Here is a 25,304-nt window from a genome sequence, read left to right as displayed (position 1 = left end):
CAATTCCCCCGCAATTTTTAAGAGATTGCAGTACTCATATACTGTTTTAATTGATCCCCTTGTAGGCCATTGCTGACCCCTACGATCAACTTGATGCGCGCCTTGGGACCATTTAACCCCCGACAGAGGCTTACGCCCATTTTTTCGAGCTCGATCCCGCCGCCTTGATAATCATAAATATCTTGCGCCATCCCATTATAACACCGTGAAACTAAAATCACTGGAATCCCCCGGTCCAAGATGCGTTTTAACGCTGGTAAGGTAGCGGGTGGTAAATTGCCAGATCCTAATCCTTCAATTACTAAGCCCTTCGTATTCCCGTTGTTCAAAGCATCCAATAGGGTCCCATCCATCCCGGCAAAGGCTTTCAATAAAAAGATACCTGCTTCAACGTGGTCGATGTTAAAGGCATCGCTTTTGATCAACTCTTGAAAGAAGTATGGCTGATGCTTGCTAATGATCCCTAAGGGGCCAAAAGTGGGGGTCTTAAAGGTCGCTAGGTTCGTAGTATGCGTCTTAGTCACATAGCGTGCCGTGTGGATTTCATCATTCATTACAACCAATACGCCCTTCCCAATTGCATCGTCAGATGCGGCCACTGCCACTGAACTCTGGAGGTTATACAACCCATCGGAGCCAATTTCATTAGAAGAGCGCATCGCCCCGGTTAATACTACCGGTAGGCGGTTCGGTAAGGTCAGGTCCAAAAAATAGGCCGTCTCTTCCAGTGTATCGGTCCCGTGGGTAATTACGACGCCATCAATTCCATCCCGTTCGGCTTTTAACACCCGGTCCCTTAATTTAAGCATGATTTCAGGGGTCATATGCGGTGATGGAAGATTAAACATTGGATCATTGATTAACTTCACCGTTCCATCGAGAGTGACATCATGGCCAGCGATTGGATTTTCCTGGTTGGGCATCACCTCACCGTTGTCATCTGCGGACATCGAAATCGTTCCACCAGTGTGAATCGCTAAAATTGTTTTCAATTTAATTCCCCCTTAAAGTTGTTCATTTAACACGTTTACGAATAATTATAAACTGAATTCTAAAAATCTTCATTGTTTTTTAAATAAAAAAATGCTAGAGTTATCATTATTAAATAGATGTGCCTATATAATACCAAAATAAGGTTGGTTAGTTTCTACCCGCACCCGTAAAGTGCGGACTATAAGCAAATGGGAAGGTCCGGTTTGCTTTTGCATCCGGATTTTTTGCATACCACCGCTTGGTCGTTATTCCAGACACTTGGAAGGATGATTAATTTGCAAGAGATTCGTGCTGAATCTAAATTTAAAAATGCGTTATTAGGTTTTCAACACCTGTTAACGATGTATTCCGGAGACGTAATCGTCCCGCTTTTGATTGGGACCGCCCTTCACTTTAGTGCGGCTGATATGACGTATTTAATTTCTACTGACATCTTTATGTGTGGGATTGCCACGTTACTTCAGTTAAAGCGGACCCCGTTGACTGGGATCGCATTACCAGTCGTTCTTGGGTGTGCGGTTCAATACATCGCGCCCCTAAAGGCGATCGGTAGTCAGTTTGGGATCGGCGCCATGTATGGCTCGGTCATTGGTGCGGGGATCTTTATCTTCCTGATCGCCGGTTGGTTCGCAAAACTACGCCGTTTCTTCCCTCCCGTTGTGACCGGTTCATTAATCACGGTCATTGGGTTTTCGCTAATCCCGGTTGCCGTTCAAGACATTGGTGGAAATGACCCGACTGCCGCAAACTTTGGGAACGGGACCCACCTCTTGATCGGACTAGCGACCCTATTAGTGATCATCCTGTTAAACGCATATGCAAAGGGCTTTTTCAAGGCCATTTCGGTCTTAGTCGGTATGTTAGTTGGGACCCTAATCGCTGGTTCGATGGGGTTGGTATCCCTCAGTGCGATCGGGCAAGCCAGTTGGTTTAGACTCCCGATTCCATTTTACTTTGGGGCCCCCCACTTTGAATGGTCATCGATCGTTACCGTCAGCTTAGTCGCATTAACAACGATGGTCGAATCGACCGGGGTATTCTTTGCCCTGGGTGACATCGTGGGGCGTAAAATCAATAGTGACGACCTCAAGCGTGGTTATCGTTCGGAAGGGTTAGCAGCTATTTTAGGGGGGATTTTTAACACCTTCCCATACTCGACCTTCTCCGAGAACGTAGGGGTGGTTCAAATTTCAGGAATCAAGAGTCGTAAGCCCATTTACTACTCCGCATTCTTCTTGTTACTATTAGGATTGCTCCCTAAGGCCGCTGCCCTTGTGTTGATCATGCCCGATTACGTATTAGGTGGTGCCATGATCGCCATGTTTGGCCTAGTCGGGGTGCAAGGAATCCGGGTGCTCCAAAAGGTCGACTTCAATGACAATGACAACCTCTTGATCGTTGCGATTTCAGTCGGCTTAGGGCTAGGGATTACATTTTATCCCCAAATCCTGAATTCACTCCCCGATTCCATCAAAATCATCTTGGATAACGGAGTGGTTATCTCAAGCCTATCAGCTGTGTTATTAAACGTTATCTTTAACTTTAAAAAACCACATCAACAAATTGATTAATCATCAAAGCCGCCCAGGTGGATTTCACCGCGGGCGGCTTTTCGTTTGGTTTCGTTGAGGAGCCGTTATGCAAATCAGCATTATTTAAATGCAATTCAATGGTGATAGGATAAACTATCAATATTATATTTAGTCATAAAAAGGACCCGATAATCGTTAGATGTTGCCTAACAATTATCGGGTCCTTCATAGTTGGATTAAATTACTTTGGATAGGAAGTCTTGGGCCCGTTCGGTCTTTGGCTTACTAAAGAATGATTCTGGATCATTTTTTTCCATAATCTGGCCATCGTCCATGAACCAGATCTGGTTCGCAACGTTTTTAGCGAAATCCATTTCATGGGTCACCACTAACATCGTCATTCCCTGTTGAGCCAGGTCCTGCATTACCGATAGCACTTCGCCCACCTTTTCGGGATCAAGTGCACTGGTGGGTTCATCAAAGAGCATCACTTCTGGTTGCATGGCCAACGCCCTGGCGATCGCCACTCGTTGCGCTTGCCCACCGGATAAGCTACTAGGATAAACATCAGCCTTATTATCCAAACCGACCTGCTTTAATAGTTGATGGGCAATCTCAGTTGCCTTTTGATCAGCCATTTTCTTGACCTTGATGGGAGCGACCTTAATGTTGTCCAACACGGTCATGTTCTCAAAGAGGTTAAAGCTTTGAAATACCATTCCCATCTTGGTCCGCAGCTTGTCTAATTGCTTATCGTTACACTTCATTAGGTCCTGCCCATCAAAGTATACGGCCCCGGAAGTGGGTTTGCCTAACATGTTTAAACACCTTAAAAAGGTACTTTTCCCGGCTCCTGATGGACCAATCAAAGCAATCACTTGCCCTGATGTTACCTTAGCGTTAATCCCCTTTAAGACGAGGTTATTTTTAAATTCTTTTTTCACGTTTTCAACGTTTAAAATTGCGTCATCATTATTCATGTCTTAATCTCCTTTCGAATAAGCCTAGTAATCTGGAAATTCCAAACGTTAGGATGAAGTAAATGACCATTACGATAAAGATTGGTACGACCCCTTGGTAGGTATCGGCTTGCACAATTCTTAACTGGTAAATCAAGTCGGTAACCCCGATGATCGATACAATCGAACTTTCCTTGATCAATGAAACGAATTCATTCCCAAGGGCTGGTAAAATGTTCTTGATTGCTTGTGGTAACACCACGATCTGCATCGTTTGATGATTAGAAAAACCAAGGGACCGTGCGGCTTCGCTTTGACCGTCATCAATTGATTCAATCCCACTTCTGATGATTTCTGCAACGTACGCTCCAGAATTAATGAAGACTGCGATAATCCCGGAAGTCAATGCCGGCACGTTTACGATCGTCCCTAATCCAAAGTACACGAACATGATTTGAACCATCAACGGCGTTCCTCTGATAAATTCGATGTAGGCCACCGCAATTGCGTGGAAGAACTTATTCTTGGATAGTCTCATTAGGGCCAAGAGAATTCCGACGATCAATCCCAAGATCGTTCCGATGATGGAAATTAAAATCGTGTATTCAGTCCCCTTAATAAAGTAATCCTTGTAGTTATACATTTGTTGCCAAACTGAAATCTTTTGTTTCTTAGCGCTAGTGCCCATTTCCTTAGAAGCGGTCGGAATGAACTTATCAACGAATTCATGGCTTTCATTGGAAGCCTTAATCGTCTTGTTAGCAGCATTGACTAACGAAGTTGCCCCCTTATGGAAGGCCACCACGTTTTGAGCCTTAGCGGTATTGAACTTAGCATCGATGGCCTTGATGCCCTGCGTATTAGCAGCATAGGCTTCCCCAGTGGCACTTTCCACGGCCACCGCCTTAACCTTATTCGTCTTAAGCGCTAACACTAAATCGTTAACGCTTTCCATCCCCTTGATGGAAGGATTCTTGACCTGCTTTTTAACCAGGTTGTACTGGGTACTTCCAGTTTGCACCCCGACTGGTTGGTTCGCTAAGTCCTTATACGACTTAATGGAACTGTCATTAGAGTTGATCAATAAACTCTGTCCACCATTATAGTAAGGAATCGTGAAATCAACGCTCTTGGCTCTTTCCGGCGTCCGGGTCAAACCGGCAATGACCATGTCGACCTTCCCGGTTTGGAGGGCGACTAATAACGAATCAAAACTCATTGACTTAATCTTTAATTTAACGCCCATGTTCTTAGCGATCTGCTTAGCCAATTCAATATCGGCACCCATGACCTTCGCTTGACCACCCTCATTCTTCGTAAACTCGTATGGTGGGTAGTCGGGAGCCGTCCCCATGACGATGGTCCCCTTTTTCTTAATGTTAGTTAGATAGTTATCACTCGCATTTGCTTGAGTGTATGTATTTTTATTCATGAATCCAGTGAAGATACTGAACGTCATAATAAAAACCATTAATAACTTTACAACTTTGCCCTTCATAAAAATCAAAACCTCTCCTGTTTATTTATGCTATTTATCTTAACACTTAATGCAAAATTATACAATATCTTTCTTAATTTAAAGATAAATATACATGTTTTGCATATCTTCCTCTCCCCATCACTGACTTTTAAATCCCGTTTCAGCCTTGAGTCCTAAATAACGGTTGATGTAAAATAAACGGAGGGGAGTGAACATTTTGAATCGATACTACCAACCTAAGGACGCCAAGGATGCAATGCGCTACATTGAAAAACTATTCAATCGTTATCGAAACGAACCACTAACGCAGGAGCTCTTGGCATACCACCAAAAACTAATCAGTCAAATTGCAACGAACATCATTCCGGTCGCTAAACAAGAACACAATCAACAACGGATCAAGGCCGCTCAAGAAATGGAAACAATCATGCAACAATGGATTCGCGCTAAGCTAATGGGACAACCCTTTAACGGCCGCATGCACCATTTTCAATTCGAGCCTGATAATCAGCGGATTAAATTCAAGCGCCATCACGTTAAGGTCAAGGGCAATTCTAATTTAAGATCGAGCCGCCATTAACCTTGCAGATTAGTGCAGAATCATTTAAGATTAACACCATGAGGTGATTATCAAATGAAGACTAAGATCGAACGTGAGGAACGTCAAAAAGCAATCGTTGATATGAATAGCTTTTTGTTAACGTATGCCGTTAACATCCTTCCTTCCGGAAATGGAAACATCGCAGGCACCGTTTACGATGCCATGAAAAATGATTTAACGGGTCTAGATGCACTCTTTAACGATGGTGGCATTGGCCGGACCCTTAAATTTACCGATATTGCCGCTGGGTGTGCCCGGAATCTTTACGATTTAGATCCCGAAGCAGCTGAAGCTGAAGGGCAAAGAATTACCACCGAAGCCGTTAACTACCTTGGCAATAACATTAATTCGTTTAACCACTGGTTAAGTGAATAATAAAAAAGACATCCGCATGGATGTCTTTTTTATTATTCAGCTAATTCAGCTTTGGCCGCTTGAATTTGTTTTTGGACCTGTGCAAAACCGGTTCCACCAAGTGAATTTCTTCTCTTTACGGCGGTTTCAGGTTTCAAGTCTTCGTAGACATCTGAATCGATTAAAGTCGAGTATTGCTTTAGTTCCTCAATCGATAGGTCCTGCAGGTTAATCTGCTTAACGATACAATCATAAACCATCTTACCAACGATGCCATGGGCCTGTCTAAATGGCATCCCCTTCGCTGCTAGATAATCAGCTAATTCAGTGGCGTTCGAATAGTCATTCGTGGTTGCATCATACATATTTTGCTTCTTTACCGAAATACCCTGAAGCATGTGAGTAAATATTTTAATAGATGGGATAATGGTATTGAATACATCGAAAACGCCCTCTTTATCTTCTTGTAAATCCTTGTTATATGCTAATGGTAACGACTTCATTGTGGATAATAGCCCGATTAAATCACCGTAGACCCGGCCGATTTTACCCCGAATTAATTCAGCCATGTCAGGATTCTTCTTTTGTGGCATAATTGAACTTCCGGTCGTGTAGGCATCACTAATTTCAATGTAATTGAATTCGTAACTAGCCCACATACTGATTTCTTCACAGAATCTGGATAAATGCATCATCATAATGGAAGCATTACTTAAAAATTCCAATGCAAAGTCCCGATCAGAAACGGCATCCAATGAATTGGCATACACCTGACCAAAGCCAATTTCCTTGGCCGTCATTTCACGGTCAATTGGAAACGTTGTTCCGGCTAGTGCCGCCGCCCCTAGTGGCGACATATCAGTGTGGTGTTGGTTAAATTCGAACCGTTCACAATCACGCTTGAACATTTGGTAGTAAGCCATTAAGTAATGGCCATACGAGATGGGTTGGGCGTGTTGTAAGTGGGTGTAGCCCGGCATGATGGTCTCAACGTTTTGCTCTGCCATCGTGACTAAAGTCTCCATTAAGCCCTTCAACAGCCCAATCACCTTTGGCAACCGCCGTTTCACATAGAGGTGAAAGTCGACTGCGACTTGGTCATTTCTAGACCGGGCGGTGTGCAACTTACCTGCGACCGGCCCGATACGATCAGTCAAAATTGATTCAATGTTCATATGAATATCTTCATTTTCATAACTAAAGTGGAGGTTCCCCTTTTTAAGGTCGGCCTGAATGTCCCTTAGCCCCGCATCGATCTGATCAGCATCCGCTTGGTCAATGATGTGCGTCTTAGCTAGCATGTGCAGATGGGCTAATGAACAGGTAATGTCCTCATCCGCCATTAGTTGATCAAAATAAATTGACGCTCCAAATTGATCAACTTCCTTGCTAGTGGGGGCCTGAAACCGGCCGCCCCATAACTTTTTATTTGCCATCGGTTTGCTCCTCATTCTTTGCTTCCACGTATTCGACTTGCTTTTCTCCCTGCTTGTTAATGCTATCCATTAATGCATGTTGTTGATTTTTAATTTGGACTTGGGAGTACACCTTGGTTGGTAAACTCCATAGCTTAATGAATCCGGCAGAAGCAAGTTGGTCAAATGAGTCAGCAGACGTGTAAGTTGCTAGGTCATCGTCGTAAAGTGAGTATTCTGACTTCCGGCCTAAGATAATGATGTTACCCTTAAAGAGCTTCAACTTAATGGTTCCAGTAACGTTTTGTTGGGTGCTATCAATGAATTTTTGTAATGCATCCATCAATGGTGAGAACCATAGTGCGTTATAGACCATATTGGCCATCTTTTCGTCAATCGTTGGTTTGAAATGGGCAACGTCCTTTTCAAGCGTTAGGTCTTCTAATTCTTCGTGGGCCTTTAAGAGTACGAATGCAGCTGGAGTTTCGTAAACTTCTCTGGACTTAATGCCGACCAACCGGTTTTCAACGTGGTCAATTCTCCCGATGCCGTGTTCACCAGCCACCTTGTTCAAGGTTTGGATAATATCCTTAAATGACATTGGCTTGCCATCCAATGCTACTGCCACCCCGTGTTCAAAATCGATTTCCACGATTGCGGGGGTGTCTGGGGTTTTTTCAATTGGGTTCGTAATCCCAAACGCATCTTCTGGTGCTGGGTTCCATGGGTTTTCCAAAACTCCACATTCATTTGCCCGGCCCCAAATGTTAGCATCGATTGAGTATGGTGAGTCTAAGTCAATTGGAATTGGAATGTTGTGTTCCTTAGCATAATTGATTTCTTCTTCTCTGGACCAGTGCCAGTCCCGTACGGGGGTCAATACTTCTAAGTTTGGATCCAAGTCGTTCACTGCTGTTTCGAACCGCACTTGGTCATTTCCCTTCCCGGTACAACCATGGGCAACGGCGGTAGCGCCCTCTTTATGGGCAACTTGAACTAATTTCTTACTGATCAATGGTCTGGAAAGTGCTGATACACAAGGGTATGCATTTTCATACATTAAGTTCCCCTTCAATGCGTAAGTTAGGTAATCGTTCGCAAATTCATCCAAACCGTCAATTACGTAAACCTTTGAAGCACCCACTTTTAAGGCCTTTTCCTTTACTTTGGTCAGGTCTTTCCCTTCTCCGACGTTGATACAACAAGCAATTACGTCATAACCCTTATTGATTAACCACGCAACTGATACTGAGGTATCCAATCCACCGGAATATGCTAAAACAACTTTCTTTTTCATAATTATGCACCGTCTTTCGTTCTATTTGATTTATTATTCATTATAATAACACCGTAAATGAATAAATACAACTAAAAAACGAAAAAAAGTGATTAAATATGTATTTTATTTAATTTTGCTGTATATTTAGCCAATTATGTTGAATGTGTAGTTTCATAATTGTTCACTTTAATGTTATTCATAAATTGGCTATAATAAAGTTATTCGATTTTTACGAAAAAGAAAAGACCGCCTATGGCGATCTTTCAATTTATAAACGGGAGGAGCACCATAATGAGTTTAATTATTGGTGAATTCATCGGTACCTACCTAATGTTAACGTTGGGATTTGGAATCAGTGAACTGATAAATTACTTTTTATACCCACGACTACAAACCCGCTACATCACCGGTCTGTATTGGGGATTAAGCATCTACTTTGCGTCATTAGTCACTGGACTATTATTTGGAACGGCTAATTACAATCCAGTCTTTTCAATCGTTCAAACCCTCAATGGCCAAATTTCGATCTGGATCATGTTGGGTGAAATCATTGCTCAAATTATCGCCGCCTGGCTGGCAGCGCAAACCACCTGGTCAATTTGGGAACGCTGGCTTTACACCCTTCCAGTCAACTTGAACTTCTATGCCACCGTGCCTAGTAACGTTAATCACCGCCTTAGAAACTTCCTTTGGGAAGCTGGCGGGACCGCAGTGATTGCCATTAACTCACAAACGATTAGTCTCTGGGGCTTCAATTCATTCTTTAACATTACAATCTCGTCATTTATCACCGCATGCTGTATTACGGTCATCTCACCGATTACCGGAGCTGCCTTTAACCCCACGCGGGACTGGGTGCCCCGGGCATTCTTCTCACATAAATTCAATGCTGCCCTTTCACAATGGCGTTACGCATGGATTCCAATGCTTGGCCCGCTTGCTGGTGCCGCCGTTATTATGCTAATCAAGGGCATCATCGTATTAATCTTTAATCAAAAATAAACTCCATCCCACAGGCATTAATCCCAGCGTGAATCGATACGATTGCGCTGGTGTACATAATTTTAACTTCCGCATCTGGAAATTCAGCTTTGACCTGCTCCTTAACGAACTCGGCAAACTCCTCGCTCCCGGTATAACTAAGCCCCACAAATTTAAGGGGGCGGCCCTTGATGGATTCCACATATTCACGGACCCATTTCTTTAGGGTCTTATTCCCACGACCCTTAGCCTTTAGCCCCAGTTCGGTATCGGTCAAGTGCAAAATCACGTGGAGGTTAAAGAGCTTTGAAATCATCCCCGTGACCCGACTGATTCGTCCGCCACGTTCCAAGTTCTTCAGGGTACTAACCGCAATATAGAGCTTACTATGATCAATGATCTGATTGACCCGGTCACAAATTGCGTCCCGACTAGCACCAGCTTGTGCTAATTGAGCTGCAGCTAAAACCTCTTGGCCTAGAATTTGGTCGGTCGTATGGGTATTAATGACGGTGACCTTATCATCGCCGATCATGCGAGCGGCCTGTTGAGCGGTATTGACGGTCCCGCTTAAAATTTCGGTCATATGAATGGAGATGACCTGACTCCCATCTGCAGTTAGTTGTTCATAGGTTTGGATAAAGTCCCCAATGGCAGGCTGACTAGTGGTGGGGAAGGCCTTATTGGGGTTATTTTCGATGTAATCGACCAATTCCTGTCCGTTAATGGTAACGCCGTCCTTATAGACCTCGTCGCCAATCAAGACGTTCAATGGAATTACGGTAATGCCATACTGTTTTGCTTGTGCTTCTGTAATTAATGATGTTGAATCAGTAACAATTTTAATCATTTCATCAAAATCTCCTTCGATTTTAAGTTATACCACCATTTTATCGAATATTCGTGCAAAATGATAACATTAGGAAGTTTTTCAAATATAAATTAATCTTTTCAACCATAACTCACCGCTCATTATCCAGGCTAAGGAGGATTTAGCATGCCAACCGTTAAAATTGGGGTCCGCGATTTAATTAAGTTCACTCTCAGAAGTGGCGACTTAAACGCCCGTTTAAATAGTCAAAATACCGGCCAACAGGGTGCCAAGATCCACCGTAAGCTGCAAAACCAACATGGAACTGGATACCAAGCAGAACAATTTCTAGAACAATTAGTGACCATCAATAATAATCAATACTTAGTCAACGGACGTGCTGACGGCATCATCATGGACGAAGAACCCGTAATCGAGGAGATCAAGACCTCAGACGTTGAATTCAACGACTTACCGGATAGCATCCTAACGCTTTATTGGGGACAGGTAAGCATCTATGCCCACCTATTAATGAACACCGATGAATCGATTGAACAAGTTAAAATGCAGCTGACCTACGTGCAAACCCCTGAGCAAAGGATCACTAAACAAATTCGTGAAATTAAGCGTGATGAAGCACAGGCCTTCTTCACACACGTCATTGATGAGTACCGCGAATGGCTCGTCCTGCGCGAACAATTGACCCACCAACGGGTGGCTAGCGCTAAGCAATTAGCCTTTCCGTTTGCGGAGTTTCGAACGGGGCAACGCGATTTTGCAGCGGTCGTTTACAAAACCATCGCGTTCAAAAAGCACCTCTTTGCCGAAGCCCCGACTGGCACTGGTAAAACGATTTCGACGCTCTTTCCAACCATCAAGGCGATGGGCGAACAATTAATCGACCGTTGCTTTTACCTAACGGCTAAGCAAAGTACTCGCCGGGTCGCAGAGGATGCAATGGCCATCATGGGTGAACAGGGCTTAAGAGCTAAGAGTATCACCCTAACTGCAAAGGAACAAATTACATTCGCAGCAGAACGAGACCTAGCTGCGGAGCAAAACCCCTACATGATTGGCTATTACGATCGCCTCAAACCAGCATTAAAGGACATCTTAAATCATCATGATCAAATCACCCGTTCCACGATCGAAGAATATGCGGAACAATATCAGATCGATCCCTTCGAATTTTCATTGGATCTGAGTGAATTTTGTGACGTCATCATTGGTGATTATAACTACCTCTTCGACCCCCAAGTCCACTTGGCACGGTTCTTTACGGTCCCAGACGACCGTAATTGCTTCTTGGTCGATGAGGCGCACAACCTGGTCAGCCGGTCCCGTGAAATGTATTCCACCGCCATTTCCAACTACGGACTCACCGATATGATTGATCAATTAAAAAAAGAACCCGTCAAAAACGAAGCGATCATCAGGCCGCTACGTACGATCAAAAACTCATTTGCCCACTACTACCGACTCTTGGGCAAGGAACAGGTCGAAACGATGGTCTTTGAAACGCCCCTGACCAATATCGTCCAACACCTTTCCGACGCAGCCCTGGCAATCCACCGGTGGCTCCCGAAGCAAGCGGATAACGATACAACTAAGCGGGTGGTCGAATTCTACCTTACCTGCCTAAATTACCTTAAGATCAACGACCGTTATGACCCTAAAATCTATCGGACCCGCTTAATTCGCCGCGGCTTAACGATTACGTTCCGCCAGTTTTGCATGGATCCCAGTGAGTTCATCGCAGAAACGCTCGCCTGTGGTGGCAGCACCATTTTCTTTTCCGCGACCCTCTCGCCAATCGATTACTACCGTCGGGTCCTGGGCGACGAAGACGATAGTTTGGCCTACCAACTCGCCTCCCCATTTCCACCCGCCAATCAGCTGATTTTAACGGCGAATACCATTCACACCACCTACCATCAACGCCAAGCCAGCATCCCTAAAATCCACGATGCCATCATGGCAATGGTCAGGGCTAAGCCGGGCCACTACCTCTTTTTCTTCCCCTCGTTCAAGTACATGGAGCGGGTCCGGGAATTCTTTGAAACCAACGACCGGGAGCAAAAGTTAATCGTCCAGACCCGTGATATGACTGTCGAGCAACGCGAACAGTACCTAGCAGCCTTTCGCAATCATGACCAATCGATGGTGATTGGGTTTGCCATTTTAGGTGGAATCTTTGCTGAGGGAATCGACCTTAGTGGCGACCAGTTGATTGGGGTCGGCATCGTCAGTGTCGGACTGCCGGGATTAAATGAAGAAACGAACCTCGTTCGCGATTACTTCGATGCTGAAAATGGCAACGGCTTTACCTACGCCTACCAACTCCCCGGCTGGAACCACGTGGTCCAAGCTGCCGGCCGGTTAATTCGTACGGCCAGCGATCAGGGCATCGTTACCCTAATGGATAGCCGGTTCAATCAAGCTCGCTACCGCCAATTATTTCCCACCAACTGGCAATTGACTCAAACGGTGGGGACCGCCCAACAGTTAAACCAAAGGGCCAATCAGTTTTGGCACCACCAACTAAAATAACCCCCCGTTAGCACGCTAACGGAGGGTTATTTGAATTAAATTAGTTTAAGAATTCAGCTTCGCGTGCGATACATACAGCAGCTGGAACTGAGAAGTCCTTTTGAACCACCGTTAACTTACCAGTATCAGCATTCCGTTCAAAGACGGTCCCGTTATCTGATTCTTGGTTGACTACCACCAAGAGGCTTTCATCGGCACTTAAATTAAAGTCCCGTGGAAAGTCACCTTCAACTGAGGCCCGTTCAACGAACTTGAGACTGCCCTTAGCATCGGATTCAAAGACTGCGATCGTATTGTTTCCACGGTTGGAAACGTATACAAAGCGGCCGTCGCCAGAAACCCGAATGGCGGCACACCCATTGTGTTCAGTCCAGTCCGCTGGAATCGTGGAGTGCACTTCACGAACGGAGAACTGACCAGCAGTGGCATCGTAATCTAATACGGCCACGTTACTACTTAATTCACCGACTAAATAAGCAACGCCCTTCTTAGCATCAAAACGGATGTGGCGGGGGCCAAACCCATCTTCTAGCTCTAAGTAGCTCACTGCACTTAACTTGCCATCATCACTAACGTCGTATAGGTACACACGGTCTTGCCCAAGATCAACTACGACCAAGCGACCATCTGGAGTTAAGTCAGCAAAGTGGGGGTGGGGGCCATCAGCTTGTTCAGGCCGGGGACCCATTTGTCCCTCATGCTTAACTGAATCCACCTTAGCAAGGGTGCCATCTGAGGCAATCTTATAAACATTGATCACGCCAGTATGGTAATTGGCGGTGTAAACTAATTGCCGCCCCTCATCCACTGAAATGTAGGCCGGGTTGGTTCCCTTATCATAGTCGGTTTCGATCGTTCTGGATGGGACTTCCTTACCATCTAAGACCAACACACCACCATGAACATCGTCGCCATTCACTTCCTTAGCAACGGAATAAATTACGTCCTTCTTGGATAGTGTTACATAAGTCGGATTCGTAGCTTCCGCAACTAATTGGAGGTTTTGTAGTTGTTTTTTATCAGTGTCTAATTCAACTTCATAAAGCCCCTTACTTGCGCGTTTAGTATACGTTCCGATTAAAAATTTTTCAATCATCATTATCCGCCCTTTTCATTTAGTATTATTGATTACCCTTCTATTATCACATATTTTAATTTGAAAACGAAATGATACCCCCATTGAAAACTTAATTTGACATTTTTTTTAATTATAATATAATGATAAGCAATATATTAAGCGTTGATGAGAAAAAGTAATTAGTGAATCCACTTAGAGAGTCTATGGTTGGTGCAAATAGACTGGTCATCACTAATGAACAATGGTCTTTGAGCTCCTCGTTGGTGAATAATTAGCCAATGACGGCCTCCCACCCGATATCGTGGCCCGAAATGAATTCATTTCGGATCAGGTTGATGTTTAATCAACGAACTAAGGTGGTACCACGAGCATTCGTCCTTTACGGGCGGGTGCTTTTTTGATTTGAAAGGAAGGTTTTTAATGGCAAAACAAGCACAATCATTTACTAAATCAATGGAAAGCAGGCATTTGATCACGCTCAGTCTAGGCGGTGTCATTGGGACCGGGATCTTTATGAGCTCTGGATACCTAATTCAATCTGCGGGGGCCATTGGCACAATCATTGCATATGGGATTGGGGCGTTATTGGTCTGCTTAGTCATGCTATGTCTGGGCGAACTCACCGTCCACGACCCCAACACCGGGGCCTTTCATCGCTATGCCAGCAAGTACATTAGCCCGGGGGTCGGCTTCGTTACCGCTTGGCTATACTGGCTGACCTGGACGATTGCGCTCGGGTCTGAATTCGTGACCCTGGCAATTCTAATCCAAAAGTGGTTCCCCACCATCCCGACTTGGATTCTAACGATCATCTTTACGCTCCTGATTTTAGGCATCAATTCATTTAACCTCACCTTCTTTAACCGGGCTGAATTTTGGATGTCGATCGTGAAGGTCTTAGCATTGGTCGCATTCATCGTAATCGGCCTCGGCATGGTATTTCAAATCATTCCCGTGCATCACGCTAACTTTGCCCCAGATTTCAAGGAACTGGTTAAACCGGGGCTGTTTCCCAGTGGTTTTGCCCCCATTTTCTCGGTCATCCTAGCCGCCAACTTTGCGTTCTCGGGGACCGAGATGATCAGTGTTGCAGCCGGTGAGACCGATAACCCCAAACGGGCGATTCCAAAGGCCATCTTCCAAACGTTGGTCATCTTAATCGTTTTGTTCATCGGGACGATCGTGATTATGGGTGCCTTGCTCCCACGGAAATCAGCGGCCTTGACCGATAGTCCCTTCATCGCCGTGCTTAATAACTGTGGGATTCCATACGCTAGTGATATAATGAATTTCATCCTATTCATTACCGTCCTATCAGCTGCTAATTCCGGAGTCTATGCTGCATCCCGGATGATTTGGTCACTTGCTGATCAAAAGACGCTCCCTAAGCGCTTAGCTAAGCTTAGTAAGCACGGGATTCCGGTATACGGACTGCTCCTAACGATTTTGGGTGGGCTATTATCACTTTTTTCAAGTATTTACTCCCCGAAGTTGGTTTACCTGGCGCTGACTGCTATTTCATCATTTGCGGTCGTAATGGTCTGGTTAATCATCGGTTGGGCGCAATTGAACTTTAGAAAGCAGTTTCTCGCTGCCGGGCATGATTTAAATGAACTCAGCTACCGGACCCCCGCCTACCCGCTGGTCCCATGGTTGGTCATCATTATCTGTGCGATTTCACTAATCGGGATTGCTTCTGACCCTAACCAACGGATCGCACTCGAAGTGGGAATTCCATTCTCACTACTGTGTTATGGTTACTACCAATTAATCTATCGGAAAAAATTAACTAAATAATGGAGGTCTTCAATATGAGTAAAATTAGTCAATGGGCACAACAACAACCCACCATCTTAATCGACTGTGCACTATCGTACGGTTTAGAACAACGCAACATTCAATTGAACAACAAGCTATGGACCGCTAGCGCCCTGCAAAGCCATCCCGACATCATTAAAGCGATCCACAAGGATTACTTTAATGCCGGCTCGAACATGACCGTTACTGACACCTACCAGGGCAGCGTCCCCGGCTTTATCGATGCTGGTTACACTAAGGAGCAAGCGATCGAATTAATTCAACGGTCGGTCAAATTAGCCCGGGAGGCCCAAGCGGAAGTGACCGTTCCCCAAACGACCTGGGTCGCCGGTGCAATCGGCCCCTATGGTGCTTTCTTAGCGGATGGTTCCGAATACGTCGGTAACTATGGCATCAGTGAGGCTGAATTAATCAAATTCCATCAAGACCGCCTCCAAACGCTAGTTGAAGCTGGGGTCGACCTCTTAGCGTTCGAAACGATTCCCGACTTTACCGAATTAAAGGCCATCAAACAATTACTCAGTCAGTATCCAGGAATCGATGCATTCGTATCCTGTTCCATTAAGGATGCCCACCACATTAGTGACGGAACCGACCTGCTTGAAGTCCAAGCCCTCCTCGAAACGATTCCCAACGTGATTGCATATGGCTTTAACTGTAACCACCCTGAATTTACCGTGCCCGGGCTCACCTACCTCCATGACCATCAAACCAATGCTAACCAATCACTAATCGTCTTTCCAAACTCAGGGGCCCACTACGACCCTAGTACTAAGGAATGGTCACAGGCCACTGCGTTTAGCTTCGGGAAAGCTGCCAAGGAATGGCAAGCTGCCCATGCCAAGTGGATCGGCGGGTGCTGCGAAGTGTCTGTCCAAGATGAACGTGACATGCGAGATGCTTTATTCCCTAACGCCATTGATGTAAAATAGCCCCCACATCATCAATTGGGAGGAACAAAGAATGAACTTTGAAGGATTACATCCACTAATGACCGCTCACTACCGCTTAGATTGGCTAACTAAGGCTAAGCTACCGGCCGTAATGAAACTAAATCGTGCGTTGGGCCACCCTAGCTCACTTCAAGCCACCAGTGAGTTCGTAAATGAGACCATGCGTAAGATTATGGCCGGCCAACTACTATGCTGGGGCATCAGTAATCGTGATGAGCAATTAATCGGTTTGGTGACGATCAAAAACCTCGCCGAACCCGAAGTGGTTGTTACCACCAAAATCAATCCAGCATTTAAAGCCGGATTTAACGGTGCGGAGGTTAAAGATAGCATCGCAAGCCTCTTAAGTGGGATTCACCATCAAGTCGGGACCTGGCGTGATTAAGCCCTAATTTTAAAGAATAATTATATATTAGCTGAAATATTTGATTATTCGTTTAATTTGTCTTATATTAATTAATAAGTTAACTTAATTAATAATTATTATAAAGTGGCAGGAGGCTAAAATATGGAAGATACATCAGTTTATGACAGATCCATTGCCATCTTAAAACAAAATCACATCAGAATTACGCCCCAACGACAGATTATTCTTAAGTATTTAATCAATCACCATAATCATCCATCGGTGGAAACGATTTATAAGGCTCTGGAAAAGGATTTTTCGAACCTAAGCATGGCAACCGTTTACAATACGTTACGGCTATTTGAGGATATTGGCATCATTATCCAACTCCCCAATAAGGACGGCGGAGTCCGCTTCGATTTCTTTGGCACCCCTCACTTTCATGCCATTTGTGAACACTGTGGTAAGATCATTGATATTCAATACCCAAATTACAATCAACTCGACCATGAATTACAGGACATTACCAAAAAACAGGATCCAGACTTCACCCCGAGTCGCTCCAAAGTGGAAGTGTATGGATTATGTAAACAATGTCAACAAAAATTAAATCAATAACCAAATCAAAAACCAGGTTGTGCATGCTGCACAACCTGGTTTTTTATAATTAATAGTAATGATTTTAACCTAAGAACTTCCGTAACTTAGCTTGCCGTTCGATCAATAACGTTCTAGTTTCCTTGTCATTGATGCGGTCCATGTCAGCAGCTAATTCAGCATGCTTAGCTTCAGCATCGTTCGTTGGACCGGCTTGAATATCAAATAAATCATCCATTGCCTGAACGTCTTGTTCAACGGCTTCCCATGCGGGATTTTTTTGCTTCAAGACGGCCATGGCAGCTGGACTGTAGTACTTAGCAACGTGTTCGAAGTCATGACGAATGTTTGGATAGTACTTAACCAACGTTTCGAATTCCTTCTTGCTTAAGCGTTGCAAGACCCGTCCGGTCCCAATCAATTCTGGTGGCACCCCAACTGAATAGAGGGCTCCGGTGAACGTAATTGCCCGTGGCATCTTGTAACCATCGACATCCCGTGAATAACCAATGATTCCAACGTGTTGGTGTCGATCCCGACGCTTAGGGAACGCATCGAAGATTGGTTGAAGGTCATTGATCAATGGATCGAGGGTTTCGTGGTATTCCTTAGCAGTCTTGCCAGCAATGCTTAACAACGTCTTTTGGTCTTCGTCATTAATTGGATGGAAATCATTCGTTTGCAAGCCCTTCCGTAATTTTTCAACTGCAGGCTTGACAACATCCAATGGGTAATCATATCTAAATGCAGATTGAATGGTAGCAGTCTTTAGACCAGGGAATTCTTGTAAGTACCGATCGATCATTAATGGTGATAGTCCCCCTCTAAAGATGGTACTACCAGTTCCGGCAATTGGATACACTGGGAGGTTGGCTTCATCCGAAAATTCAGCTAACTTAGTCAATGCTAATTTGTTTCCAATGATACTATTAATGAATCCGTTTGAAAGCGCTGAATCAGATCCCGCAAGAAAGACCCGTAAGTATGGGACTTCACGGTTAAAGTGTTCCTTATAGAGTTCGGTAAACTTCTTTAGCACCTTTGGAGCACTTAATTGGGCTTCAAAACTTTCAAATAGTGGAATCATTTGCAATGTATCTGCATTCTTGAATCCTTGACTAAATTCTTGATCCTTAAAGTGAGCTAACCGGGAGAATTTTTCTTCCATTTCAAAAAGTTGATCAGCTGATTGGGTCATTGGTAAAATTGCTTCGAATAATGGCCGGTTTTCAAATTGTAAATCCCGTGCAAAATCTTCAGCTAGTAACATTGTGGTCATGGCTTGCATTAAGCTATAACCCTTTTCTTCCCAGATGTTAGGCAACCGGAACGTTAAAAACTTATCCTTGCCAAGTGGGTGGTTCTTAAAGTATTCATAGTGTTCAGTGTAAAGGCGGTCGATTACTGATGCATCGGCATGCTTTCCTTCCCAATCCCACATGTATTCATCTGCATTCAATTTTGAAAAGTTTTCGTAGGCTTCATCGATTTCACGCGATGCTGAAACGAATGGACTAGTATGCTTAAAAAATGGAATGTTTGCGTTATCTGGGTGTTGAGTACCCATGATGTTTGGAATCTTTCGACTCAAAATAAAAACCTCCTGTTAGCTCCTGCGTAATTATTTAGCTTCGTAATGGTCTTCTGGTACGTGCACTAGATCTTGTTCAACTAGTCGTTCTGCATTTTCAACTGTGTTCCATGCTGCACCCTTCAAGAGGTTATCAGCAACGACCCATAGATGAAATGCCCCTTCGTTTTCAAGATCTGGGCGAATCCGACCAACGAATGTTTCGCGGTGGCCTTCAGCAGTTAGTGGTTGTGGATAAACTTGGTGATCAGGGTCATCCTGTAAAGTGACCCCATCAGCATCACGAATGGCCGCCTTAATATCTTCGGCCGTGGCACTCTTATCAGCCACTTCAAAGTAAACGGATTCTCCGTGTGAAATTGGTACCGGCACCCGGACACAGGTAGCAGTGACCTTAATGTCCTTAGCATCCATATCGTTTAACATAATCTTCTTGGTTTCATGGATCATCTTCCATTCTTCATGGGTGTATCCATAATCTTCAAAGACATCGATTTGTGGTAAGAGGTTAAATGCCAATGGATAGTGCTTCTTATCACTACCAGTAGGAAGGATCGTAGACTTCATTTCCTTCCCGTCCAAGTAATCTTGGGCTTGTTGGTAAAATTCGTTCAATGCGGATTGACCAGCCCCAGATGCGGCTTGGTAAGTTGAAACCACGATTTGCTTGAGCCCGTATTTCTTAAAGACTGGTTCTAGGGCCACTACCATTTGGATTGTGGAACAGTTAGGGTTCGCAATGATTCCCTTGTGGTTCTTTAATTGGTCCACGTTCACTTCTGGAACGACCAATGGCACTTCTGGGTCCATCCGAAAGGCACTCGTGTTATCAACACACACTGCCCCGCGTTTTACGGCTTCTGGTAGGAACTTCTTAGAAGCTGCCCCACCAGCAGATGCAAGTACCAAATCAACCCCGTCAAAGGATTCAGGAGTGGCTTCTTCAACGGTCACTTCTTGGCCTTTAAACTTCATCTTCTTACCAGCAGAACGCTTGGAAGCAAGTAGTTTAATGTTTTTAACTGGCACCGTAGAGTTAGCTAATTGATCGATCATGCGCATTCCAACGGCACCGGTAGCACCGAGGATGGCGACATTGTATTCTTTCATATTCAAATCATCCTTTGTTTTAGAGTTGGTTGGCAAGGAATTCTTCAATTCGATCCATTGCCGTCTTAATATCTTCATCGGAAGCAGCGTATGACATCCGAATGTAACCTTCACCACCAGGGCCAAATGCACTCCCTGGGATTACCCCCACGCGAGCTTCGTTAGCAAGCGTAAGGCCAAACTTAACGTCATCTTGTTCCAAATTAGCTGGAATCTTAGCAAAGATGTAAAATGCCCCTTCTGGTAAGGCGGTCTTAAAGTTCATTTTAGCAAGGCGGTCACTAATGTAATCACGCCGATGCTTGTAAATTTCGCGCATTGAAATTGGATCGTCTAATCCATTTTGGAGCGCTTCAGCGGCAGCTGCTTGGTCCACGTCAGGAGGACAGGTAACCATGAACGCATGGGTCTTAGTAATTTTTTTAACGATGTCTGCAGGCCCTGCAATGTATCCAATCCGCCATCCGGTCATTGCGTGGGACTTAGAAACCCCATTAATGTAGATGGTTTGTTCTGGAATAAATTCAGCAATGGAATGGTGTTCCACGCCGTAAGTTAATTCACAGTAAATTTCATCAGAAAGCACGAACATGTCGTGTTCCTTGATGATATCAGCCAAACTTTTAATCAATGATTCTGAGAATTCAACTCCGGTCGGATTCCCTGGGTAGTTCAATAGGATGGCCTTAACAGAATCGCCCTCCTTAGCAAGAACTTCTTTAAGACGTTCCGGAGTGAGTACAAAATTATCCTTGGAAGTATCAACATTGATGACTTCGCCCCCCAATAGGGTCACGATTGGTTCGTAGAGTGCAAACGTAGGGGTTGGTAAAATCACCTTGTCGCCAGGGTTTAAAATGGTTTCGAAGGTCGCATAAAGTGCTTCCGTCGCACCAATGGTCGCAATGATTTCAGACTGTGGATCATATTCTAATCCGCGCGCAACCGAAAGGTAGTGGTGAATCGCATTTCGTAATTCGATCGTCCCTGGTTGTGCAGAATAATGGGTATCATTATCCTGAATTGCCTTAATCGCAGCTTCCTTAATGTGATCAGGGGTGTTTAAATCTGGTTCCCCAATCGTAAGCTTGATAATTCCATCAACATCGGAAATTTGCTTATCGAAGCTTCTAATTCCTGATGGTTTTACTAAGTCTAGTCTGTGGTTATAAACCCGGCTAAGCTTTGGTGATAAATTAGGCATAATCGCTGATTCCTCCTGAATTGTTTATTCACTGATAAAAGTTTTTAATTCAACATTAGAATTATCTTAATTTTACAAAAGATTTTCTAATCCGACAACTAATTCGGACAATTTTTTAACATTTTTAACCGCAACTTTAACTCCCTGCATGAAGGAAGCCCGGTCAAATGAGTCTTGGCGAATCGTTAATGCCTCACCAGCCCCCCCGAATAGGACCTGTTCATGGGCGATATAGCCCGGCAAGCGGACCGCATGGATCCGAATTCCGTGGTAGTCACCACCACGAACCCCTGGCATGGATTCCTTAGAATCACCCTGTTCGTGGTTAGGTCTAACTTCGTCGATCATCTTAGCAGTACTAAGGGCCGTTCCAGAAGGCGCGTCTTTTTTGTCTTCATGGTGCATTTCAATTACTTCAACGTCTGGGAAGTATTGAGCGGCTTCCTTTGCAAACTTCATTAATAGGACTGCTGATAACCCAAAGTTTGGGGCAATCAATCCCCCTAGTTGCTTTTGCTTTGAAAGGGCGATCAATTCCGCTTCCTGGTCGTCGGTCAACCCGGTCGTCCCAATCACGGGGTGGTAGCCATGCTCAATCGCAAATTTAGTATCCTTATACACGGAATCTGGAATCGTAAAGTCGATCCACACATCCGCATCTGCATCAATTTGGTTCAAATCGTTGAACACCGCAACTGAATCAGCTAACCCGTATTCAGCAGCTGATTGGTCAGCAGTGGGTGCATACACCGCCACGAGGTCAAATTCCGGGGTATCTTCGATCATCTTGATTGCCTTTTGGCCCATTGAACCGGTAAATCCGGCTAACAAAATCTTTACCATTTTAAACTAATTCCTCCAACTTATGATTTAATGCGTCCTTGCTTAGTCCTAACCGTAATGCTAATGCTTGCTTTTCTTCGTTATCAAGCGGCAAGATCGGTAATCTGGAGGCGCCGACTTGATAGCCCTGCGCACTAAGGACCGCCTTCACTGGCGCTGGTGATGGGTACATGAATAATGCCCCCATCAATGGGGTCAAGTGCCGTTGCATGGCCCCCGCCTTGCGGTAATCACCGTCTTCCAACGCATCATACATTTCCCGCATTTGAGCTCCATAGATGTGCGAAGCAACGGAAATCACGCCCCGGGCTCCGATGACCTTGGCAAATAGTGCCTGCGCATCTTCACCACTAAAGACGGCAAAGTCTGCGGGCGCATTTTGAACCAGCATTTCTAAATCTTCCATGGAAGTACACTGCTTAACCCCCACAATGTTTGGGTTCTGTGCTAATTCTAATACCGTTTCGTTTGCCATGGTTACGCCGGTCCGGCCTGGAATGTTATACATTACCACGGGCATGCCACCTTCGTTGGCAACGGTCGTGAAGTGCGCCTTCATCCGCCGTTGATCAGGTTTGTTGTAGTATGGAACCACTACTAATGCAGCGTCAATTCCATCGATGTGGCTAACTTCCTTGGTAAAGGCAACCGTTTCGGCGGTGTTATTACTTCCCACCCCAGCAATGACCGGGACCCGACCGTTAACGATCTGACCGAACTTAGTGTAGAGTTCAATTTTTTCATCGTGGGTGAGGGTTGGTGTTTCACCGGTCGTCCCACCAATTACGAATCCCCGGTTGCCCTCATCAATGTAGCGGTTTGTCAGTTCGGTCAACGTATCAAAATCAAGCTTCCCATCTGCATCAAATGGTGTAATAATTGCGGTCATTAAATCTGCGTTTTCAAACATATTAAGTCCCCCTTAGGCTTGTTGCATTCGGTAATTCAAGAAACTGGTGATGGCATCGATTCCGGGCTCGATTGCTTCTTCACGTGGTGTGAAAGTCGCAGCATGGAGCTGGGAATCATCTTGCACCCCTAGCCAAAACATTGTGCCGTGAATCTTAGATAATAAGTAACCGAAGTCCTCTCCGGTCATGGCTGGTTCGGTTTCAATGAAGTTTACTTTGTCAGCGTGTTGCATGAATTGAATCAAGTTTGCGGTCAATTTAGGATCGTTTTCCACCGGCAGGTACCCCCCCTGGTTTAATTCGACATCGACCTTACAGTTGTAACTGCGGGCAATCCCAGCGGCAACGTCCTTAATGCGCTCATCGATCGTTTCGATCATCGTCTGGGTCAACCCCCGAACCGTCCCTTCAATGCGGGCCTTTCCAGCAATGACATTTCTAATCGTCCCCGCATCTAGTTTTCCAAAGGTAATGACGCCGCTTTGAATCGGGTCAATGCTTCGTGAAATGATCGTTTGAATTTGATTAATGAATTGGGCTGCGACCACCACCATATCATTCGCATTTTGCGGATATGCAGCGTGACCGCTCTTTCCAATCAAATCAACGTTGACCTCGGTCGTTCCAGCAAACAGGGTCCCCATGCGACACCCAATGGCCCCGGCAGGAAGGTCGGGCGTATCATGGAGCCCGTAAAATTCATCCGGCCGCCATTGGCCTTCAAACGCCCCCGCTTCATAGGCTAACTTCCCACCGTTCTCGCTTTCTTCAGCTGGTTGGAAGAAGAAAATTAAGTTATCCTTAGGTTGATGACTTGCAAAGTAGCTCAAGACCCCGAGGGCCACCGTCATGTGAATATCATGCCCGCAAGCGTGCATTACATTTTCATGCTTAGAAGCAAATGCTAATCCGGTCGCTTCCGTCACCGGTAATGCGTCGATATCAGCACGGTACCCAATCGTTCGCTTGGGATCACTGCCAGCGACCCGGACTAACAATGCCGTCGGGAGTGAATCAATTCCCCGGACCGTCAGGTTCGTTTGATCGAATTGAGCAATCACCGCCTTCAAATAGGCGTGGGTCTGCGTTTCTTGCAACGCCAATTCTGGAATTTGGTGTAAGTGGCGTCGAATCTGAATTAAATCTGCTTCCTTCAATGCTGGCATTTAATCACAACTTTCTTAAATCGTCTTCTAAACTCGTCTTTGATTGAGTCTTTGCATCAACATCCTTGATCTTTCTAGCAGGGGTCCCAGCAACCATCGTGTATGGTTCCACATCGTGAGTCACGATTGCTCCGGCAGCCACGACGGCGCCCTTTCCAACGTGAACCCCTTCAATTACCACGGCATTGGCACCGATCAAGACGTTATCATCAATCCGAACTGGTTCTGCGGAAGCGGGTTCAATTACCCCGGCTAACACAGCGCCGGCCCCAATGTGAGAATGCTTTCCAACGATGGCCCGGCCACCCATGACCACTCCCATATCGATCATGGAGTTCGCACCGATTTCACAACCAATATTAATGATGGCACCCATCATTACCACGGCGTTATCACCGATTAGGACTTGGTCACGAATGATGGCTCCGGGTTCGATCCGCGCGTTAATGCTCTTCAAGTCAAGCAATGGAACGGCTGAGTTTCTAGTCCAGTTTTCAACTTCGTAATCACTCACTGCTGGGTCCTTGACCAATGGGGCAACGACCTTCCAATCACCAAAGACGGTGGCTGAATCAACCCCCTTAAAGACCTTTACGGTATCTGGGAAGGTCATTTGATCGATGTTACCGTTCAAGTAAACCTTTACCGGGGTCTTCTTTTCTGCAGTTCCAATGTAGTTAATAATTTCGCGTGCGTCTAATTGTGCCATGTTTTAAATTACTCCTTTAAATT

General features: G+C 45.0%; 23 protein-coding genes, 1 riboswitch and 1 other annotated feature. Of the genes, 9 read left to right on the top strand and 14 right to left on the bottom strand.

Features of this window, described 5'->3' with window-relative positions:
• Positions 1 to 17 precede the first annotated feature (17 nt).
• Positions 18 to 992: an asparaginase gene (locus MOO44_RS05000; RefSeq protein WP_260116086.1), complete on the bottom strand. Its 975-nt coding sequence runs from the start codon at positions 990 to 992 to the stop codon at positions 18 to 20.
• 103 nt (positions 993 to 1,095) lie between these two features.
• Positions 1,096 to 1,194, top strand: a riboswitch (purine riboswitch).
• Between the two features lie 65 nt (positions 1,195 to 1,259).
• On the opposite strand from MOO44_RS05000, the gene MOO44_RS04995 reads away from it, so the two are divergent.
• On the top strand, positions 1,260 to 2,564 hold the full coding sequence (locus MOO44_RS04995; RefSeq protein ID WP_260116085.1) for a nucleobase:cation symporter-2 family protein: 1,305 nt from the start codon (positions 1,260 to 1,262) through the stop codon (positions 2,562 to 2,564).
• 197 nt (positions 2,565 to 2,761) lie between these two features.
• On the opposite strand, the gene MOO44_RS04990 is transcribed toward MOO44_RS04995, so the two are convergent.
• Together MOO44_RS04990 and MOO44_RS04985 are read right to left on the bottom strand one after the other, a co-directional pair.
• On the bottom strand, positions 2,762 to 3,505 hold the full coding sequence (locus MOO44_RS04990; protein WP_279306810.1) for an amino acid ABC transporter ATP-binding protein: 744 nt from the start codon (positions 3,503 to 3,505) through the stop codon (positions 2,762 to 2,764).
• Positions 3,498 to 4,982: an ABC transporter substrate-binding protein/permease gene (locus MOO44_RS04985; RefSeq protein ID WP_260116084.1), complete on the bottom strand. Its 1,485-nt coding sequence runs from the start codon at positions 4,980 to 4,982 to the stop codon at positions 3,498 to 3,500. Before MOO44_RS04985 ends, MOO44_RS04990 begins: the two co-directional genes overlap by 8 nt.
• Positions 4,983 to 5,172: 190 nt before the next feature.
• Here MOO44_RS04985 and MOO44_RS04980 point away from each other — a divergent pair, with 190 nt between their 5' ends.
• Positions 5,173 to 5,544 (top strand): hypothetical protein, encoded by a 372-nt coding sequence (locus MOO44_RS04980; protein WP_260116083.1) that lies wholly within the window; start codon positions 5,173 to 5,175, stop codon positions 5,542 to 5,544.
• Positions 5,545 to 5,598: 54 nt separating this feature from the next.
• The gene (locus tag MOO44_RS04975; protein ID WP_260116082.1) at positions 5,599 to 5,940 is read left to right on the top strand and encodes a hypothetical protein; all 342 of its coding nucleotides are present in this window, start codon (positions 5,599 to 5,601) and stop codon (positions 5,938 to 5,940) included.
• Positions 5,941 to 5,972: 32 nt separating this feature from the next.
• Here MOO44_RS04975 and argH read toward each other — a convergent pair whose 3' ends face one another.
• Positions 5,973 to 7,355: an argininosuccinate lyase gene (gene argH / locus MOO44_RS04970; RefSeq protein ID WP_260116081.1), complete on the bottom strand. Its 1,383-nt coding sequence runs from the start codon at positions 7,353 to 7,355 to the stop codon at positions 5,973 to 5,975.
• Positions 7,345 to 8,631, bottom strand: a complete 1,287-nt coding sequence (locus MOO44_RS04965) for an argininosuccinate synthase (protein WP_279306809.1) — start codon at positions 8,629 to 8,631, stop codon at positions 7,345 to 7,347. The genes argH and MOO44_RS04965 overlap by 11 nt, the downstream gene beginning before the upstream one ends.
• 273 nt (positions 8,632 to 8,904) lie before the next feature.
• Here MOO44_RS04965 and MOO44_RS04960 point away from each other — a divergent pair, with 273 nt between their 5' ends.
• The gene (locus MOO44_RS04960) at positions 8,905 to 9,615 is read left to right on the top strand and encodes an aquaporin (RefSeq protein ID WP_260116080.1); all 711 of its coding nucleotides are present in this window, start codon (positions 8,905 to 8,907) and stop codon (positions 9,613 to 9,615) included.
• Here MOO44_RS04960 and MOO44_RS04955 read toward each other — a convergent pair.
• Positions 9,602 to 10,444, bottom strand: coding sequence for a DegV family protein (locus MOO44_RS04955; protein ID WP_260116079.1), 843 nt, complete (start codon positions 10,442 to 10,444; stop codon positions 9,602 to 9,604). The genes MOO44_RS04960 and MOO44_RS04955 overlap by 14 nt on opposite strands.
• A 147-nt stretch (positions 10,445 to 10,591) precedes the next feature.
• Here MOO44_RS04955 and MOO44_RS04950 point away from each other — a divergent pair, with 147 nt between their 5' ends.
• Positions 10,592 to 12,955 carry an ATP-dependent DNA helicase gene (locus tag MOO44_RS04950; protein ID WP_260116078.1) on the top strand — a complete coding sequence of 788 codons (2,364 nt, stop codon included), beginning with the start codon at positions 10,592 to 10,594 and terminating at the stop codon, positions 12,953 to 12,955.
• Between the two features lie 40 nt (positions 12,956 to 12,995).
• On the opposite strand, the gene MOO44_RS04945 is transcribed toward MOO44_RS04950, so the two are convergent.
• On the bottom strand, positions 12,996 to 14,051 hold the full coding sequence (locus MOO44_RS04945) for a lactonase family protein (protein ID WP_260117303.1): 1,056 nt from the start codon (positions 14,049 to 14,051) through the stop codon (positions 12,996 to 12,998).
• Between the two features lie 135 nt (positions 14,052 to 14,186).
• Positions 14,187 to 14,416 (top strand) — a binding site (T-box leader).
• Between the two features lie 37 nt (positions 14,417 to 14,453).
• Here MOO44_RS04945 and MOO44_RS04940 point away from each other — a divergent pair.
• The 4 genes from MOO44_RS04940 to MOO44_RS04925 all read left to right on the top strand — a co-directional run bounded on the left by MOO44_RS04940 (position 14,454) and on the right by MOO44_RS04925 (position 17,768).
• Complete coding sequence (locus MOO44_RS04940) at positions 14,454 to 15,830, top strand: amino acid permease (protein WP_260116077.1); 1,377 nt, start codon at positions 14,454 to 14,456, stop codon at positions 15,828 to 15,830.
• 14 nt (positions 15,831 to 15,844) lie between these two features.
• Positions 15,845 to 16,783 (top strand): homocysteine S-methyltransferase, encoded by a 939-nt coding sequence (gene mmuM, locus MOO44_RS04935; protein ID WP_260116076.1) that lies wholly within the window; start codon positions 15,845 to 15,847, stop codon positions 16,781 to 16,783.
• Between the two features lie 31 nt (positions 16,784 to 16,814).
• Positions 16,815 to 17,189: a GNAT family N-acetyltransferase gene (locus MOO44_RS04930; RefSeq protein ID WP_260116075.1), complete on the top strand. Its 375-nt coding sequence runs from the start codon at positions 16,815 to 16,817 to the stop codon at positions 17,187 to 17,189.
• A gap of 123 nt (positions 17,190 to 17,312) precedes the next feature.
• Positions 17,313 to 17,768 carry a Fur family transcriptional regulator gene (locus tag MOO44_RS04925; RefSeq protein ID WP_260116074.1) on the top strand — a complete coding sequence of 152 codons (456 nt, stop codon included), beginning with the start codon at positions 17,313 to 17,315 and terminating at the stop codon, positions 17,766 to 17,768.
• Positions 17,769 to 17,832: 64 nt separating this feature from the next.
• Here the strand turns inward: MOO44_RS04925 and ppcA are convergent, their stop codons facing one another.
• The 7 genes from ppcA to dapD form a co-directional block, all read right to left on the bottom strand.
• Positions 17,833 to 19,314: a phosphoenolpyruvate carboxylase gene (gene ppcA, locus MOO44_RS04920; protein ID WP_260117302.1), complete on the bottom strand. Its 1,482-nt coding sequence runs from the start codon at positions 19,312 to 19,314 to the stop codon at positions 17,833 to 17,835.
• Positions 19,315 to 19,368: 54 nt separating this feature from the next.
• On the bottom strand, positions 19,369 to 20,448 hold the full coding sequence (locus MOO44_RS04915; protein ID WP_260116073.1) for an aspartate-semialdehyde dehydrogenase: 1,080 nt from the start codon (positions 20,446 to 20,448) through the stop codon (positions 19,369 to 19,371).
• A gap of 19 nt (positions 20,449 to 20,467) precedes the next feature.
• Positions 20,468 to 21,652, bottom strand: coding sequence for an aminotransferase class I/II-fold pyridoxal phosphate-dependent enzyme (locus MOO44_RS04910; RefSeq protein WP_260116072.1), 1,185 nt, complete (start codon positions 21,650 to 21,652; stop codon positions 20,468 to 20,470).
• Between the two features lie 72 nt (positions 21,653 to 21,724).
• Positions 21,725 to 22,495: a 4-hydroxy-tetrahydrodipicolinate reductase gene (gene dapB, locus MOO44_RS04905; protein WP_260116071.1), complete on the bottom strand. Its 771-nt coding sequence runs from the start codon at positions 22,493 to 22,495 to the stop codon at positions 21,725 to 21,727.
• A gap of 1 nt (position 22,496) precedes the next feature.
• Positions 22,497 to 23,405 (bottom strand): 4-hydroxy-tetrahydrodipicolinate synthase, encoded by a 909-nt coding sequence (gene dapA, locus MOO44_RS04900; RefSeq protein ID WP_260116070.1) that lies wholly within the window; start codon positions 23,403 to 23,405, stop codon positions 22,497 to 22,499.
• A 12-nt stretch (positions 23,406 to 23,417) separates the two neighbouring features.
• A complete protein-coding gene (locus tag MOO44_RS04895; RefSeq protein ID WP_260116069.1) occupies positions 23,418 to 24,572 on the bottom strand; it encodes an N-acetyldiaminopimelate deacetylase in 1,155 nt (384 codons plus the stop codon).
• 4 nt (positions 24,573 to 24,576) lie between these two features.
• Complete coding sequence (gene dapD, locus MOO44_RS04890; RefSeq protein ID WP_260116068.1) at positions 24,577 to 25,281, bottom strand: 2,3,4,5-tetrahydropyridine-2,6-dicarboxylate N-acetyltransferase; 705 nt, start codon at positions 25,279 to 25,281, stop codon at positions 24,577 to 24,579.
• Positions 25,282 to 25,304: the final 23 nt, after the last annotated feature.

The organism is Nicoliella spurrieriana (genome assembly GCF_023380205.1).
Taxonomy (GTDB): Bacteria; Bacillota; Bacilli; order Lactobacillales; family Lactobacillaceae; genus Nicoliella; species Nicoliella spurrieriana.
This window is presented reverse-complemented; position numbering and strand designations above follow the sequence as displayed.